Annotated in this window: 15 protein-coding genes; 8 read left to right on the top strand and 7 right to left on the bottom strand. The window is 44.3% G+C overall.

Features of this window, described 5'->3' with window-relative positions:
• Positions 1 to 363 precede the first annotated feature (363 nt).
• The 5 genes from ACSLUR_RS07855 (at position 364) to ACSLUR_RS07835 (ending at position 3,967) form a co-directional block, all read left to right on the top strand.
• Entirely contained in the window at positions 364 to 1,683 is a 1,320-nt protein-coding gene (locus tag ACSLUR_RS07855) for a hypothetical protein (protein ID WP_448553388.1), read from the top strand.
• Positions 1,680 to 2,435 carry an MlaA family lipoprotein gene (locus tag ACSLUR_RS07850; protein WP_448553386.1) on the top strand — a complete coding sequence of 252 codons (756 nt, stop codon included), beginning with the start codon at positions 1,680 to 1,682 and terminating at the stop codon, positions 2,433 to 2,435. Before ACSLUR_RS07855 ends, ACSLUR_RS07850 begins: the two co-directional genes overlap by 4 nt.
• A gap of 219 nt (positions 2,436 to 2,654) precedes the next feature.
• Complete coding sequence (locus tag ACSLUR_RS07845) at positions 2,655 to 3,407, top strand: 1-acylglycerol-3-phosphate O-acyltransferase (protein WP_116002476.1); 753 nt, start codon at positions 2,655 to 2,657, stop codon at positions 3,405 to 3,407.
• 1 nt (position 3,408) lies between these two features.
• Complete coding sequence (gene rraB, locus ACSLUR_RS07840) at positions 3,409 to 3,759, top strand: ribonuclease E inhibitor RraB (RefSeq protein WP_116001541.1); 351 nt, start codon at positions 3,409 to 3,411, stop codon at positions 3,757 to 3,759.
• A 49-nt stretch (positions 3,760 to 3,808) separates the two neighbouring features.
• Positions 3,809 to 3,967, top strand: a complete 159-nt coding sequence (locus ACSLUR_RS07835; RefSeq protein ID WP_181901565.1) for a hypothetical protein — start codon at positions 3,809 to 3,811, stop codon at positions 3,965 to 3,967.
• Between the two features lie 133 nt (positions 3,968 to 4,100).
• On the opposite strand, the gene ACSLUR_RS07830 is transcribed toward ACSLUR_RS07835, so the two are convergent.
• On the bottom strand, positions 4,101 to 7,199 hold the full coding sequence (locus ACSLUR_RS07830) for an efflux RND transporter permease subunit (protein WP_448553383.1): 3,099 nt from the start codon (positions 7,197 to 7,199) through the stop codon (positions 4,101 to 4,103).
• Positions 7,196 to 8,323 carry an efflux RND transporter periplasmic adaptor subunit gene (locus ACSLUR_RS07825; protein ID WP_448553381.1) on the bottom strand — a complete coding sequence of 376 codons (1,128 nt, stop codon included), beginning with the start codon at positions 8,321 to 8,323 and terminating at the stop codon, positions 7,196 to 7,198. The genes ACSLUR_RS07830 and ACSLUR_RS07825 overlap by 4 nt, the downstream gene beginning before the upstream one ends.
• A gap of 224 nt (positions 8,324 to 8,547) precedes the next feature.
• Between ACSLUR_RS07825 and ACSLUR_RS07820 the strand changes: the two genes are divergently transcribed.
• Entirely contained in the window at positions 8,548 to 9,159 is a 612-nt protein-coding gene (locus tag ACSLUR_RS07820) for a TetR/AcrR family transcriptional regulator (RefSeq protein ID WP_116001535.1), read from the top strand.
• A 109-nt stretch (positions 9,160 to 9,268) separates the two neighbouring features.
• Entirely contained in the window at positions 9,269 to 9,973 is a 705-nt protein-coding gene (locus ACSLUR_RS07815; protein ID WP_448553379.1) for a SapC family protein, read from the top strand.
• A 379-nt stretch (positions 9,974 to 10,352) separates the two neighbouring features.
• Here the strand turns inward: ACSLUR_RS07815 and ccmE are convergent, their stop codons facing one another.
• From ccmE to ccmA, 5 genes are read right to left on the bottom strand one after another with little or no spacing between them, the layout of a single operon-like run.
• Entirely contained in the window at positions 10,353 to 10,865 is a 513-nt protein-coding gene (gene ccmE, locus ACSLUR_RS07810; protein WP_116001531.1) for a cytochrome c maturation protein CcmE, read from the bottom strand.
• A 48-nt stretch (positions 10,866 to 10,913) separates the two neighbouring features.
• The gene (gene ccmD / locus ACSLUR_RS07805) at positions 10,914 to 11,132 is read right to left on the bottom strand and encodes a heme exporter protein CcmD (RefSeq protein WP_448553377.1); all 219 of its coding nucleotides are present in this window, start codon (positions 11,130 to 11,132) and stop codon (positions 10,914 to 10,916) included.
• Positions 11,132 to 11,920: a heme ABC transporter permease gene (locus ACSLUR_RS07800; RefSeq protein ID WP_448553375.1), complete on the bottom strand. Its 789-nt coding sequence runs from the start codon at positions 11,918 to 11,920 to the stop codon at positions 11,132 to 11,134. Before ACSLUR_RS07800 ends, ccmD begins: the two co-directional genes overlap by 1 nt.
• On the bottom strand, positions 11,921 to 12,628 hold the full coding sequence (ccmB, locus tag ACSLUR_RS07795) for a heme exporter protein CcmB (protein ID WP_448553373.1): 708 nt from the start codon (positions 12,626 to 12,628) through the stop codon (positions 11,921 to 11,923). It lies immediately after the preceding gene.
• A gap of 1 nt (position 12,629) precedes the next feature.
• Complete coding sequence (gene ccmA, locus ACSLUR_RS07790; protein WP_448553371.1) at positions 12,630 to 13,268, bottom strand: cytochrome c biogenesis heme-transporting ATPase CcmA; 639 nt, start codon at positions 13,266 to 13,268, stop codon at positions 12,630 to 12,632.
• Between the two features lie 369 nt (positions 13,269 to 13,637).
• Between ccmA and ACSLUR_RS07785 the strand changes: the two genes are divergently transcribed.
• A complete protein-coding gene (locus tag ACSLUR_RS07785; protein WP_448553369.1) occupies positions 13,638 to 15,608 on the top strand; it encodes a heme lyase CcmF/NrfE family subunit in 1,971 nt (656 codons plus the stop codon).
• Positions 15,609 to 15,629: the final 21 nt, after the last annotated feature.

Raw genomic sequence — 15,629 nt, 5'->3', positions numbered from 1 at the left:
TTTTTTGCGTTAACGTGGTTCACTTAACCTAAGTAACTTATTTTGGGCAACTACTCACCTTCCAACTCATCACTTTTCAACTAATGCCATTCCAGCTCGCGACTCACCAATATGTGCTAGGTAAGTAAAAGTTGAATGCTGAGCGGGCAGGTGCCGCTGATTTATCGTTATTATGGTTATATAAACGAGTATAGTTGCTATTTTGGAGTGCGTGAGTGCTTTTTAAGTCATGCTTTTTACTTGTTTGATAAAAAAGAAAATCTTTTGGTATATGAGGCAATTTACTGATTCTGTGTCACAATATCGTCTAATTGAATGAGCAATATTGTGTTACGTTCAACAGCGTTACTTAAAGGAGGATATGTGCGGAATTTAATAGGGCTAGCTTTGTTGTTTACAATAACTGCTTGCAGCCATACTGCCACGCAGCCTGAACAACAAGCGGCAGCGAATCAAAAAACTAAGGTTTGTGATCTACCTTATACCAAGTTCCAATCAACGGTGACTGGGTATTGCCAAGAAGTCGCAGCAGAACTGCCAAAAACGATTCCCAGTGAAACCTTAACACTTGAATTTCGTCCCGTTGAACAAATCCCTGAAGTCTTTTGGTTTAATCAAAAGTTAGCCTACACGCTGAATCAGCAGCCTAACTCAGCACCTTTAGCCTTTGTTATTGCTGGTACTGGCGCGGCTCATGACAGCCCAAAAATGAAGACATTGCAAAAAACGCTGTTTAGTCAGGGTTACCATGTTGTTTCATTGTCGTCACCAACTTATCCGAACTACATCATTAATGCGACAACTCGCGACGATATGGTGGGCGATTTAGCCAAAGATGCTAAGTCGTTATATGCCAAGATGTCGGCAATTTATGAGCAACTGCAATCGAGTCACAATGTTGAAGCGACGAGTTTCTCGTTAACTGGTTACAGTTTGGGCGGGGCACACTCCGCTTTTATTTCTCAGTTAGATGAAGAGGCTAAAGCCTTTAACTTTGAAAAGGTTGTACTCATTAACCCGCCAGTTAGTCTATACAATTCGGTGCAAATACTAGATGGCTATTTGGACTTGGAGTACAACCGCCCAGCGGCGGTCGCCATGGTTGACCGTATCTTCGATCGCTTAGCAGAGCAATATGCATTGCAGGAGTCATCTGAGCTTTCACAAGAAAGCATTTATTCGCTATTTGCTGGTGCTAAGATGACTGAAGAAGAGCTGAAGTTACTTATTGGCGCATCATTTCGCATGTCTTCAGCAGATATGATGTTTGCGATCGATGCAACCTACAATATCGGTGCATTAATCTATAAAAATCATAATATCAGCAAATTTGAAAGTATCACTCATTCAATGCATCGTGCTGACGACATTACCTTTACCCGATACTTTGATCGCCATATGTTGCCTTGGACACAGAAGTTAGAGCCAAACGTTACTCGTGACGACATGATTGAGCGCTTGAGTTTAGTGGCAATTGAAGATTACTTAAAATCGGCGGAAAAAGTCACTGTGGTGACAAACCAAGACGATATCATTCTAGCCGAAGGTGAAGTGGACTATTTACGAGAGGTTTTTGGAGCTCGCGCTCAAATTTTTGAGCGCGGTGGTCATTGCGGCAATATGGATCGTCACAGCTTTGTTGAATATATGCGTGGCCAATTTGTTGGAGCTAGCACCCTATGAAGCGTAAAACACTAAACTTTCAGCATATTGCGTTGGCACTCATTACCCTGTTGCTATCAGCTTGCTCAGCAAAGCCTCAGCTAACTGAAAACACCGAGCCGCCGCGCGTCAAAATAGCCGACGACATCAAGCAACATTCGTTATTTGAGCGTTATGCTGATCCATTTGAAGGGTTTAACCGTCGCATGTATTACTTTAATGCCAAAGCGGATGAATACGTGCTACTGCCTATTGTTTCCGGCTACAAAGCCATTACACCAGATCCTGTTGAAAAAGGTGTCAGTAACTTTTTCAGTAATTTAGGCGAGTTACCAACGCTGGCTAACGCTTTGTTGCAATTGAAATTTGATGTGGCAGCAACGTCTTTTGGCCGGTTTGCGCTCAATTCAACCATTGGACTTGTTGGCTTATTTGATGTCGCTTCACCAATAGGCTTAAAAGAGCAAAATGAAGACTTTGGCCAAACCCTTGGTTACTGGGGCGTAGGCTCTGGACCATACTTGGTCTTACCTTTACTTGGCCCGTCGTCAATGAGGGATGCTACTGGGCTAGCTGTTGACACGCTTGGCTATCGAGAGCTAGTTAAAGAGTTAGATTTAACCAGTGAAGAAGAACTGTTTTTGGATGCACTGCGCAGTGTGAATGGGCGTGCTAATGTACCATTCAAGTATTACCAAACAGGCTCTGCATTTGAATATGAGCGTATTAAGCTACTTTATATGAAATTTAGAGAGATACAAATAAAGCGCTAATTAAACCAGTAAACTAGGGCGAGCTGTTAAGCTTTGTGTTGCAGCTCGCTTGATGTACTTTCAGCTCTTGCTCCCCCCAAGAGCTCCCTTCTTAGCTCGTTTGATGTCGCTTACCCATGAGTTAGGCTAGCAATATTGTGCACTGCCGATTAAACATTCACCTAAATCCATGTATACTTGCGCCCCTTGCATTTTGTTAGATCAGATTGGGGCAATCACTTGTTAGCAGTAGTACGAATTATCATCTTAGCAATCGCGTTAATGGCGATTTCTATTTATGCCTGCATATTTAGTTTGTTACGACCATTTCACCGTAATAATGTTTGTCATGCGGCACAACTCCTTGGCAAGTTGTCAAAAGTTATCGGCTTAGATGTCGAAGTAAGGCTACCTTATGATGTCAGCAAGCATGAGCCCGTTGTCTATGTCTGTAATCACCAAAATACTTACGACATTTATACGTTAAGCGGTGCAGTTCAGCCTAATACTGTGAGTATTGGTAAAAAAAGCCTGAAATGGATCCCGTTTTTTGGTCAGATGTACTGGCTAACTGGCAACATCCTAATCGACCGTAAAAATACGGGCAAAGCAATCAATACCATTGCGTCAAGCGCCGATAAAATGAAAGAGAAGGGCTTGTCTGTATGGTTATTTCCCGAAGGTACACGTAGCTACGGACGCGGTTTATTGCCGTTTAAAACAGGCGCTTTTCGCACCGCATTACAAGCTGATGCGCCAATCGTGCCTATCTGCGCTAGTAATACCCATGGTGTGGTAAAGCTTAACCGTTGGAATAATGGCAAAATGATTATTGAATTTATGCCTCCTGTGCACTTCACCGAAGAAGATAAAACAAATATTCGCGCTATGGCTGATCGCGTAAGAACGTCTATGCTGGAAAGAATCCAAGCATTAAGCTTAGAAGCGGGCACAGAGTTACCGTCGAACAACGTAAAGAGTAAAGGTAAATAAGATGACAAATGAAGAGCTAAGCCATTGGACCGAGTACACAGAGTCTTTGGTGAATGAACTACTCGAAGACGGTAGTAACGATGAGGTGTATCACACCATAGAGCATCATTTCTCGTCTGCTGACTTTAATCTATTGGAAAAAGCAGCCATTGCCGCGTTTAAGATGGGACTAGAAGTAGAAGAGCCAGAAGAAGCAGAATTAGAAACAGGTGAAAAAGTATTTGCCTTTGACATAATTACCGAGCAATACTTAGACAGTGAACTAATTTTAGACGAAACCCAAAAAATGGTGCAATTAGCTCAGCAGTGTAATGTTGACTATGACGGCTGGGGCACCTATTTTGAAGAATAGTTAGCGAATAGGCTAACGCGAATATACAGCTGATTTTAGGAGAGTACCGATGGAGTGGTTTAGTCAGTTATTACAACCAGAAGTTTTATCATTGTTAATTCCCATCGTCGCAATTGTTGGTGCGTTTGCTGTAGCAGCGCTTAACGCACACCATAAACATCAAGAGCGCATTGAGAAGATTAAGCAAGGATTTAACCCGGAAAAGTAAATCTCAAAACACTGCAATATCAATCCCCCCAATTTGGGACATATACAAACAAGAGCAAAGTTCATATGAACTGGCTCTTTTTTGTATTTATCGCTAGTTATTTTCAATCTGTATTAACACGCCCTAATAAACACTACGCATTAATACTGCTATGAGCACCTTGCTCGGTTAGCTCGAAGGGCGTTTTACAGCTAAACAATGAAAATGCAGCAGGCACAAAATAGAACGACAACAAGGTCGTTAGCACAGTACCGCCGGCAATCGCGATAGCAAATGGCGGCCAAAAACCCCCACCTGCCAATATTAACGGCAGGAAACCACCAACCGTCGTAATGGTTGTTGATGTGATATGGCGAGTACAATTTTGCACACCTTTAACAATGGCTTGCTTATCTCCCTGAACGGCAAGTGGATCTGCTTTGAGCTCAGCAATAATAACAATAGCTGCATTGATGGCGAGGCCCATCAAACCGAGTAAGCCAATAATTACCGTAAAGCCAAATGGGTGATTAAATAGGTAAACACTTAATAAGCCTAAGCCAATCGATTGAAAGGCTGTGAGAAAAATAATAGCGCTGATTCTAAATGAGTTGAACGACAGCACGACTACAGTCACTAGCAAGGTAAGGATAACGCCAATACTTGCGAGTAGTTTGCCTACGGCCGTGTCGCGCTCAGCAGATTCTCCGCCAACCTCAATACGGTAGCCGCTTGGAATATTAAAATTGGCATCGGCCATATTTTTTTGAACGCGGTTGAGCACCACAGAGGGCAATATACCTGCGCGTAAATAGCCTTCGATGACATTAACACGCATCCCGTCACGATGCGGAATAGCGCCACGTGAAGGCTTAATCGTTAGTTCAGACAGGGCTGTTAATGGCACCATAGCCGTACCATTAGCCGCAAGCAAATTAACATTAGCGACATCAACTAACTCATTACGCGCCTCATTGCTAATGCGCACGCGCACAGGAATAGATTCCGTTGCTTCAATAACTGAGCCATTGACTAAGCCAGATAACGATTGGCTCATTTGCTGGGCAATATCGACCAAGTTTAAACCTGTTAATGCTGCCGCATACTCGTCGGTTTGCACCCATACCTTGGGTGTGCCTGGTTGCAATGTCGCGCGGGTGTGAACAACATCTTCTGTTGCCATCATAATTCGGCGCACTTCATCGCCAATGGTTTTGAGCGTATCTAAGTTTGGTCCGAAAATACGCAGTTCAACAGGGGCATTGAACGGTGGCCCTTGTTCAAGTTTACGCAGCAAAATTTGAGCGCCCGGGAACATGTCGTCAAGCTCTCGCTGAATAATGGGAATCAGTCTATTCGCGGCTTTAAAATCAACAGCGGTGATCATGCCTTGGGCATAGTTTTGCAGCCCGTCTTTATTGGGGATCATGTTGTAGTAAAACGACGGTGCATTCTTGCCGATAAACCAGCGTACTTTGTCGATACCGTCAAGTTGATATAGGTATTGGCTGACTTGTTCTGCTTTAGCGCGAGTGTTATCGATACTGCTTTGTGCGGGCATAAAGAGCTCGATTTGAAACATATCCCGATCCGAAGGCGGAAAAAATTGCTCTGTTAAATGTTGCGCTGCAATAAAGCCAAATAGCGGTAAGCAAAACACGGTAATAACCGCTGTCCTGCGATAGTTGAGGGCAAGGTTGACACTTTTTTCAAATGCTTTGCTAAGATGCGTTAATTTTATTCCTGAGTTGTACCAAACGTGCTTATCGCCCGTTTTCTTCGCGACAAAACGACCGGCAAGGCCAGCAACGATAGTGTGGGAAATAATATAAGAGCCTATCAGTGAAAAGATCACACTGAGCGCAATACCACCGACAAATTCGCCAGCAGGCCCAGGCATTAGTACGACAGGCATAAAGGCTAATATTGTGGTTACGGTTGAACCTAACAACGGTAGCCATAAGTGTTTAACGGCGTAAGCAACACTGTCTAGGCGTCGCATGCCTTGTTGGCGTTTAAATTGGATCGTATCCGTCATTACAATCGCGTTATCAACCATAATGCCTAACGCCACAACTAAGCCTGTTACCGACATTTGATGGATCGGCAAGCCATAAATATTCATGACAGCGAGCGTGAAAAACACGGTTAATGGCAATGACGTTGCGACGATTGCCGCGCTACGCCAACCAAGGGTAACCAACAGTACTAAGGAAATAAGCACAAAACCTAGCGCAATATTGCTGACCAATTCGCCTAGGCGAGTTTCCGTGTAAGTATTTTGATCAAAGAGCACTTCTAGCTCAATTGAGGACGGCAGCTTAGGTTTATATTCTTCAAGCGCTGCTTCTACTTCTTTAGTCCACTTATCGATGCGTAAGTCAGGCAGCATTCGTGTGGCGACAACCAGCGACGCTTGGTTATTTACTAATGTAATTTCACGAGCTGGCCAAGTCAGGGCTTTATCAACTTCAGCAATATCTCCTAAGGTGATTAAGCCGCCGTGCTCATTCGTTTTTAAGGGAATATTGCGTATCCGCTCAACAGTTTCCAGAGCTCCCGTTAGCTCTACTTGCATTTGATTGTTAGTGTTAACCAGTTGACCTGCTGCGACTTTGGCATCTGCCATCAGTATTCTTTGAGAAATTTGCGCAGAGCTTAGTTTAAGTTGAGCACTTTTATTGTCATCAACTTCAACAAGGATTTCTTCCTCCCCCTGTCCGAATATTGTGACGATATCGGTGCCAGGGATAAGCCTTAAGCGGTTTTGTAAATCATTAGCGTAGCGGCCTAGGCTGGCAATGTCAGGCTCGCCTTGTTGTTGCCAGTTTAACGCGATGAGCTGGGTATAGGCGTAGCCTCGATCATCTTCTAACGTTGGCGAGAGCGAGCCTATCGGTAATTCAGGTTCAACTTCCGCAATTAAGTCGCGAATACGAGACCATATTGGGCGGGTATTAACAATTTCATCTTTAAGTTTGATTTGAACAACTGAAAGGCTTGGCCTAGATGTTGAGGTAATGAGGTCAATTTCAGGTATTTTCCTCAGCTTTTGTTCGATTTTTTCAGTAATTAGCACCTCAATCCGCTCGGCGCTTGCGCCAGGCATTTGGGTCAACACACTGGCATTACGATTTTCAATATGCGGGTCTTCGGTTCTCGGTAACGTGGAAAGTGCACCAAGGCCTGAAACAATCAATAAGGCAATAACCAGCGACATTACGCGGCCATTGCGAACAAATGAACGGATCATTGCTCAGCTCCAGCAGCTCTAACCACTTGGCCGGGTACATAGCGATGAAGGCCTTCCTCGATAATGGCTATCTTAGTTTCATCTAGGCCAGTGATGTAAGCCATCGAATCTGTTGTATGCACAACATTGACTGTATATGGTTTGATGACAAAGTGGCTGTTTTGCTCAACCGCTGCGTAGATATTCCATTGACCGCGAACCCCATCGGTAATGGCAGTAAGTGGTAGCCAATAACCTGTTTGAGCAATTTCTTGCTTGATGGCAACACGGGTAATTAAACCGCTGACGTTCTGCTGGGCTTGATCCAGCACTAAACGGATATTAACAGTTCGAGTGGTTGGATTGATTTGTTGCCCTATGGCTTTAATCGTCGCGGTATTTTGTTGCTGGGCGATAGTGACAGGTAACTGCTCACCAAGCGTTAAACTGGCAGCTACTTTGGCGGGTACGCCGATGGTGATCTCTTGCTGGCTTTGTTTGAATACGGTAAAAGCTGGCGAGCCTGGACTGACTAATTCACCTTGAGAAACAATACGTTCGTTGACAATGCCATCATAAGGGGCGCGTAACTCGGCTTTTGCGATTTGGTAGCTCAAGGCATCGTAAGAGGCTACTAAGGCATCCTTATTTGCCGTTAGCACGCCATACTGCGCTTCTAGCTCGTCTATGTTTTGCTCGGACGCATATTGTTTACTGATTAGGGATTTAACTCTTGCCAAGTTTGCTTGGTTCAAGGTGAGTTGCGCCTCAACTTGCGCGATTTGTGCTTTGAGCTCGTAGGCGCGAATATTAAGCAGTTCAACATCTAGACTGGCAAGTAATTCGCCGGCTTTAATCGCATCACCACTGTCTTTAATCACTTCAGTAACGCGACCACCAAACTCAAAACTTAGCCTGGTTTGTTGCTTGGCGGCAATTTCGCCGATGTACTCGCGGGTAATGGTATAGCTAGTTTGTTGGTTGATTTGCTCGATGCTTGCGGCGTGAAGGTAAGGGGTATCGTCTGTCTGGCCAACAGCCTGCTCTGAGCAAGAGGTAACACTAACGCTCACTGTTATTGCAATGGCTAATTTCTGCCAAATGTTTAGTTTCAACCAAGTGCTAGCTGAATTAGCGTTATTCATAACCATCCTTATCCATATACATTTTGCCACTAACTGGCATTTGCTAATAAATTAGTCTTTACTGGACTGCCCAGTCTATTCAGTCTAGATGAAGTGTACTGGACTGTCTAGTCTACTTTAGCTACAGTATTATTAATGTTTCACTTTGCACATTAACGCTATGCAAATAAACACCACGAAAATAAAGGCAATGCAAACAAGTTTTAAGTATAACGGCACACACGATGACTAAACCTCGCAGTCGAAATCGAACTAAGCAGCAGCAAATTCTTAATGCTGCCACTGAGCTATTCACTGAGCAGGGCTATCATGCCACGAGTATGGCGCTCATCGCGCAACATGCAAATGTGTCTAAACAAACAGTCTATAGCCACTTTGGCTCAAAAGAGGAATTGTTTGCTGCTGCTATCGAACAAAAGTGTGATACTTCAGGTTTGCTAGACATTAACCACATCGACTTGTCAGATCCCAAATCCGCTTTACTTGCCGTCGCAAAGCGATTTTTTCTTATGGTTACGTCAAAAGAGGCGCTTGCCGTTCACAAAATTTGTGCTTATGAATCAAAAAAGTATCCGCAACTATCGGAACTCTTCTATCAGGCTGGCCCAGAGCGCTTAACGGCAGATGTCGCAAAACTGTTAGCAGAACTCAATGCGCGTCAGTTGATCAGTATTAAAGCACCTCACACAGCTGCGGTGCAGTTCTTACTACTGATGAAAGGTGAAGCTTGGGGGCGCGTTGAATTTAATACGCCTAAGCAGCTTTCTAACGCAGAAATTGATGAATATTTATCTGACAGTGTAGATTTCTTTTTACGTGGCTATAGCCCAGAATAAACTGCGATAACCTTGCTTTAAGAATTCCCAATATTCAGGGTTACATTCGCTTCACATTTTGCTATAACGCTGTCATCAAAATTATTCTAATCGTATTAAAGGATTCTTTATGCCTGCACCTGTTAGGCCGCTCAACGCTGTTGACCACGGTAAAGTAAAAATTAACCCATCACGTCATTTTGCTCACGTTGAAAAAGAGCAAATTGTGCCACTTATCGTTCACGAATTTGCTAGCACAGCTGCGGAAATGCCAATTGTATTCGTGAAAAACTCTGAAACAGGTGAGTTTACGCCAGTGGCAATATTAGGTTTTGAACAAGGTGAAAACTTGTTTTATGGCCAACAATGGCTTGCGAGCTATGTACCAGCGGTAATCATGCACCACCCGTTTGCGTTAATGCCTGCACAAGATAACCCAGAGCAAATGCAATTGGTTATTTCAGAAACTGATGAAGTGCTTAATGGCACTGAAGGTGAAGCGTTGTTTAATGAGGCTGGTGAAGAAACCCAATATTTAGAGCAGCGTAAAAATGCATTAGGGAAGTACTTTGAAAATACTTTTATCACGAAAGGTTTTGTAAACTTCCTAGTAGAGAAAGCGTTGATCGTTGAGCAAACACTGAATCTAGAAGTAAACGGCCAAAAACGTCAGTTAAATGGTATTCACCTAATTGATGAGAAAAAGCTTAATGCCCTACCTGATGAAGACTTCTTAGAAATGAAGAAGCGCGGTTACCTATCGCCGATTTACGCGCACCTATTATCAATGCAGCAGTTTAATAACTTAGCGAAATTGAAGAACAAAACAGCGTAATTGTTGTTCGAACAATTAGGGCGTGTTGATCTTTCAGGGTTGTTTTTGCAGCAGTCTGTTTGGGTTTTATACAAGGCGGCACTTGTGCAGTGTAGTCATTCTCCATAAATAAGTGCCAACACAGTAGAAAATTCAAACAGACGCTGCCCTGCGGGTTCATCTAAACGCTTCCTGCTCATTGTTGCTAGCTTCTTGCGTAGAACGACTATGCGACAAAGCGAGCGCCGCGATCAGAAAGCGTTTAGATTGAACAAAATTTAATCTCGAAAGATCAACACGCCCTAGTAAAAACCGGCTAAATGCCGGTTTTTTTTATTAGGTGAGCAGTTGGGTGAATTGTTGACTACATTGCAGAGCGAACTGTGATTCGCGACTGAACTTAATTCGAACTCTCTAACTGCTTGCCACTATAGCTAGGCTTTTGGTGCATAGTGCCCGCTGCGTCAGCCAACTCTTTTGGCATGTAGTTCTCATCATGCTTTGCTAAAACTTCAGAGGCCTGAATAATAAAGCCATCGGTTAGTACGCCGTTAGCCACGATACCTTGTCCTTCACGGAACAAGTCAGGCAAGATACCATCGTACTTAACGGTGATCATCGGGTCATTCGCATCAAAGCTAATTGGCATTTTCATATCAGCCAGTCTAAATGTGACTTTTAAGCTGTCAGGATCACGATTAACCGTTTCTGGCACTACTAAGCCACCCACACGAAGTCGCTGACCGATTTGTGCTTTTAAGCCTGTGTCTTCTTTGCCGTAATGGATTTCAGAAGGTTTATAAAATAAATCGATATTTTGGCTAAGCGCGTACAGAATTAGCCCTGCGACGACACCTAATCCTGATAAAACGGCGACAACGATGGTTAATCGTTTTTTCCTTCTAGGATTCATGCGTTACCTCTTTATTACCTTAATTATTGCCTTACTTATTACCGGAGCTTAGCTTTTTGCCTGTTGGGCTGCTTGTTGCTCGGCGGCAAGTTTTAATTTTTGTTCACGTTTAATTTGGCTAGCAATTTGCCCTTTAATTGCTTTGCTCGCTTTGATACTGCTAACAATTAACAGCAAAAATAGCACGATTGACGCGCCATAGCTTAACCAAACAAAAAAGCCATAACCACCCATATCGAGGAAGGCAGAAAAACTGTCAAATTGCATTAGTTACCTCCGGCGTTTGCTTGCTTGTTGGTTGCAAGGTGAGGTGCATTGTCACCACCTGTTACGAGCGTGCGTACCCAAGGGCGCATTTTATTGCGTGACAGTACTTCGGTTTGAAAGCGGATACAGGCAATGTAGCCAGCTAAACAGCCAAAGCCAAAGAAGCACAGCAAAAATGGCCAGTACATTTCAGGTGCCATGGCTGGCATACCGAGTTTAGACACCGTTGCACCTTGGTGTAGCGTGTTCCACCATTCAACCGAATATTTGATGATCGGAATATTAATCACACCCACCAGCGACAAAATACCAGCGGCTTTACCCGCCATTTGCTTGTCATCGAAAGCGTTGTGCAATGCGATAACGCCCAAGTACAAAAATAATAATATAAGTTCTGATGTTAGGCGCGCATCCCATACCCACCAAGTGCCCCACATAGGCTTACCCCATGCGGCACCGGTTAACAATGCGATTGCAGTAAACACCGCGCCAATAGGTGCCAGTGCCGCCGCAGAGGCGTCGGCCAGTTTTACCTGCCACACTAGGCTAGAAAGTGCAGCAATGGCCATCGCAACGTACAAGCTCATTGAGAGGATGGCACTGGGTACATGCACGTAGAAAATACGAAAGCTGTCACCTTGTTGGTAGTCTGCCGGCGCAAACAATAGTGCCCAAACTAGACCAGTACTGAGCAGTACAATGCTAGCTAAACCAAACCAAGGTTTAATTTTTTCAGTGAAGTGGTATGACACTTCAGGGTTAGCGTATGGGTGTAACCATTTCCACATTTAGTTAGTACTCACTTTTAAGGCGGCTCCAACGGCAAAAGGTGCAAGCGTTAGTGAACCAAAAAACAGCGCGGCAATTATAGCAAGTTGTCCATTGTAGGGTAAGCTTAAGCTCGCAGTATCAATGGCACTGGTGGCAAAAATGAGCACCGGAATATAAAGCGGTAGCACAATCAAACTCAGTAACACCCCGCCTTTTTTAATGCCCACGGTTAGTGCTGCACCAATTGCGCCAATAAAACTTAATACGGGCGTTCCTAACAATAGGGTTAGCATTAAAGCAGAATAACTTTGCTCGGGTAAATGCAGTAATACCGCCAATAGTGGCGCGATTAAAATTAGCGGTAAGCCTGTTAACAGCCAATGCGCGCAAATTTTTGCCAAGGTAAAAATAAACAGCGGCTGTGGGCTGATCAGCATTTGCTCCAGCGAGCCGTCGCTGTGGTCGGCTTTAAACAAACGATCGAGTGAGAGTAGCGTTGCCAATAGTGCCGATACCCAAATTATTCCCGGTGCTATTTTCGCCAGTGTATTGGGCTGTGGACCTATACCCAGCGGGAAAAGAGTGATCACAATGATAAAAAACAACAGCGGGTTAATCATTTCGTCCTTATGACGAAAGGCAATAATAAGATCGCGTTTTAGCGTTAACATAAATGCTTGGCGGTATGACAATGCCGTTGCTTGGCGATTCGATGCGTTTGTCATATCAAAATAACCTGTAACTGAGTTCGATAGTTTTAACTAAGGCAGGGTCAATCGCTAAATCTTGGTGTGTGGTTAATATCACACAGCCACCTGCTTTTGCATGAGCAACAAACAGTGCTTCAAGTGTGGCAACGCCTTGTTTATCAATGGCGGTAAATGGTTCGTCTAAAATCCAGACTTTGGCTTTGTTTTGCCATAACCTCGCCAATGCGATACGACGATGCTGGCCAGCACTTAAATGCGATGCGTAACAGTCTTCAAAGCCCAATAGGTTAACGTTTGATAACGTTTCTTCAGCGAGCTCAGGGTCTTCACCATTGAGCGCTAAATTAAAGGCTAAGTTCTCTTGCGCGCTTAGCTCAGCTTTAACACCCGGCATATGGCCTAAATAAAGCAAATCTTGGCAGTAAGCTTCAGGTTGCTCATGAATAGAGTGAGTTTTATAAAAAATATCGCCTTCAAATGGCATAGACAAACCAGCGAGAATACGCAGTAAGCTGGTTTTTCCGGCGCCGTTAGGGCCAGCCACCTGCACAATTTCCCCCGGCTGGATGGCGAAAGATAGGTGCTCGAACAGCACGCGATCTTCACGAATGCAGGTTAATTGCTTGGCTTGGATCAAAGATGGTGTGTCAGACAAGATAACTTCAGCAGGTTAGGGCGAGGTACAACTTTTTTGGCCAATTCGCCGTAATTGATAACGAGCGTTAATCATACTACAAATTGGCGCCGACAAAACAGTCTGACATACGATGAGTCTCGCTTTTGTTGTGTTAAATCATAAAAGCATGCGATTAGTTGCGAATTGTTACGGTGAAAAAGCTGAAATAATGCAAAATTTAATGGTAAAATCGCCGGGTTTTTCAACGGCATGAAAGCCCATTATTCGCTGTTTATAGGCATATAAATTATGTGGGTATTATTGGCTTAACGTGATTTAACGCATTTACATCGCAGTGGATGCTAATAAGTCAGTGCTGAGAAATTATTACAGAGCTTGGAGTTATACATGATCCCAGAACTTGGGCATTTTTCCCTGATCATCGCCATGGCGTTTGCCATGTGCTTGTCAGTAGTTCCGTTAATCGGTGTCTACGCTAACCAGCCAAAATTGGCAGCCTATGCCAAACCTCTCACTTTTGGTATGTTCACTTTTACTGCAATCAGTATTTTTATTCTCGGTTATAGCTTTGTAGTCGATGACTTCTCTGTGCGTTACATTGCCAGTCATTCCAATAGTTTACTGCCTTACTATTTTAAAATTAGCGCGGTTTGGGGCGGCCATGAAGGTTCCTTACTGCTTTGGGTATTTTCATTAACCGCTTGGACCATGGCGGTTGCGGTATACAGCAAAAACATTGAGCAGGCATTTATCGCACGCGTATTAGCGGTAATGGGGATGATTGCGGTAGGCTTTATGGCGTTTACACTACTAACGTCTAACCCGTTTGAACGTTTATGGCCGAATGTTCCGATGGAAGGGCGTGACCTTAACCCACTACTGCAAGACATTGGCCTTATCCTTCATCCGCCAATGCTTTATTTGGGTTACGTCGGTTTCTCTGTTGCCTTCGCCTTTGCGGTTGCCGCTTTGATGTCTGGCAAGATGGATGCGGCTTGGGCGCGTTGGTCTCGTCCGTGGACAGTAGGTGCTTGGATTTTCTTAACACTTGGCATTGCGCTAGGCAGCTGGTGGGCCTATTACGAGCTTGGCTGGGGCGGCTGGTGGTTCTGGGATCCAGTTGAAAATGCCTCGTTTATGCCTTGGCTGGTCGGTACTGCCTTGATTCACTCGTTAGCGGTGACAGAAAAGCGCGGTACATTTAGAAACTGGACCGTGCTGTTAGCTATTTTCGCGTTTAGTTTAAGCTTATTAGGCACCTTTATTGTTCGCTCTGGCGTAATTACTTCGGTGCATTCATTTGCCGCTGACCCAACACGTGGTGCCTTCATCCTGCTATTACTTGCCATTGCAGTAGGTAGTTCGTTAACGCTATATGCGTTTCGTGCCAGCAATGTGCAAAGCTTCTCGCGCTTCTCTTTTTACTCTCGTGAAACCGCTTTACTCGCCGCTAATGTGATTTTGGTGACATCAGCGGTAACGGTAATGCTCGGTACCTTATACCCCTTATTTATCGATGCGATGGGGCTAGGGAAAATATCAGTAGGGCCACCGTACTTTAACGCGGTGTTTGTGCCTATGATGTGTTTGCTGTTTGTCGTAATGGGCATTGGCCCATTAATTCGCTGGAAAAAAGCCAAGCAAGGTGAGCTGCGCAAACAACTTAACCCAATCACTGTACTGAGTTTGCTGGTTGGTTTGGCCTTCCCATTTGTCTACGGTGGCAGTTTTGATTGGTTAGTCAGTCTAGGGATTGGTTTGGCGATGTGGGTGGCTTGTGTAGTGATCAAAGAAGCCATTAATCAGAAGCAAAAAACGGGCAAGCTCACTATGAGCCAACTGGGTATGACACTTGCTCACTTTGGTATCGCAGTAACCATTGTTGGTGTTACTTTAGTATCTGTTTATGAAACTGAAACCAACGTGCGAATGGTGGCTGGTGAAAAAGTAACGATTGACGGTTACACCATTGCTTTTAATGGTATTAAACCAGTTAAAGGACCAAACTACTCAGCTGAACAAGGTCAGCTAGAAGTTTATCAAGGTGATGACTTTGTTGCTTTATTGCAACCTGAGCGTCGTACTTACTTGGTACAAACGATGGGCATGACCGAAGCGGCGATTGACCCAGGTTTGACGCGCGATGTCTATTTAGCGCTAGGCGACCCTCTGGGCGATGGCGCTTGGGCGATTCGCGTGCATATTAAACCATTTGTTCGATGGATTTGGTTAGGCGCGATATTTATGGGACTAGGTGGTTTTGTCGCTATGATGGACAAACGCTACCGTCAACGCCGTAAACAGCACACAACATCTCGCGCAGATGAAAGTGCACCATTAACTCAGCAAACAGTTTAAGCAGTAGGCCAAGTAGTCAGT

It is taken from the genome of Thalassotalea montiporae, assembly GCF_053485855.1.
Note: the sequence above shows the minus strand (reverse complement) of the source record. Positions and strands in the feature narration are given on the sequence as shown.

Coding starts and splice junctions, on each gene's coding strand:
- ACSLUR_RS07820 (WP_116001535.1), top strand. CDS start 8,548: ATGACTAAACCTCGCAGTCGAAATCGAACTAAGCAGCAGCAAATTCTT.
- ACSLUR_RS07815 (WP_448553379.1), top strand. CDS start 9,269: ATGCCTGCACCTGTTAGGCCGCTCAACGCTGTTGACCACGGTAAAGTA.
- rraB (WP_116001541.1), top strand. CDS start 3,409: ATGACAAATGAAGAGCTAAGCCATTGGACCGAGTACACAGAGTCTTTG.
- ccmE (WP_116001531.1), bottom strand. CDS start 10,865: ATGAATCCTAGAAGGAAAAAACGATTAACCATCGTTGTCGCCGTTTTA.
- ccmB (WP_448553373.1), bottom strand. CDS start 12,628: ATGACAAACGCATCGAATCGCCAAGCAACGGCATTGTCATACCGCCAA.
- ACSLUR_RS07830 (WP_448553383.1), bottom strand. CDS start 7,199: ATGATCCGTTCATTTGTTCGCAATGGCCGCGTAATGTCGCTGGTTATT.
- ACSLUR_RS07835 (WP_181901565.1), top strand. CDS start 3,809: ATGGAGTGGTTTAGTCAGTTATTACAACCAGAAGTTTTATCATTGTTA.
- ccmD (WP_448553377.1), bottom strand. CDS start 11,132: ATGCAATTTGACAGTTTTTCTGCCTTCCTCGATATGGGTGGTTATGGC.
- ACSLUR_RS07825 (WP_448553381.1), bottom strand. CDS start 8,323: ATGAATAACGCTAATTCAGCTAGCACTTGGTTGAAACTAAACATTTGG.
- ACSLUR_RS07785 (WP_448553369.1), top strand. CDS start 13,638: ATGATCCCAGAACTTGGGCATTTTTCCCTGATCATCGCCATGGCGTTT.
- ACSLUR_RS07800 (WP_448553375.1), bottom strand. CDS start 11,920: ATGTGGAAATGGTTACACCCATACGCTAACCCTGAAGTGTCATACCAC.
- ACSLUR_RS07850 (WP_448553386.1), top strand. CDS start 1,680: ATGAAGCGTAAAACACTAAACTTTCAGCATATTGCGTTGGCACTCATT.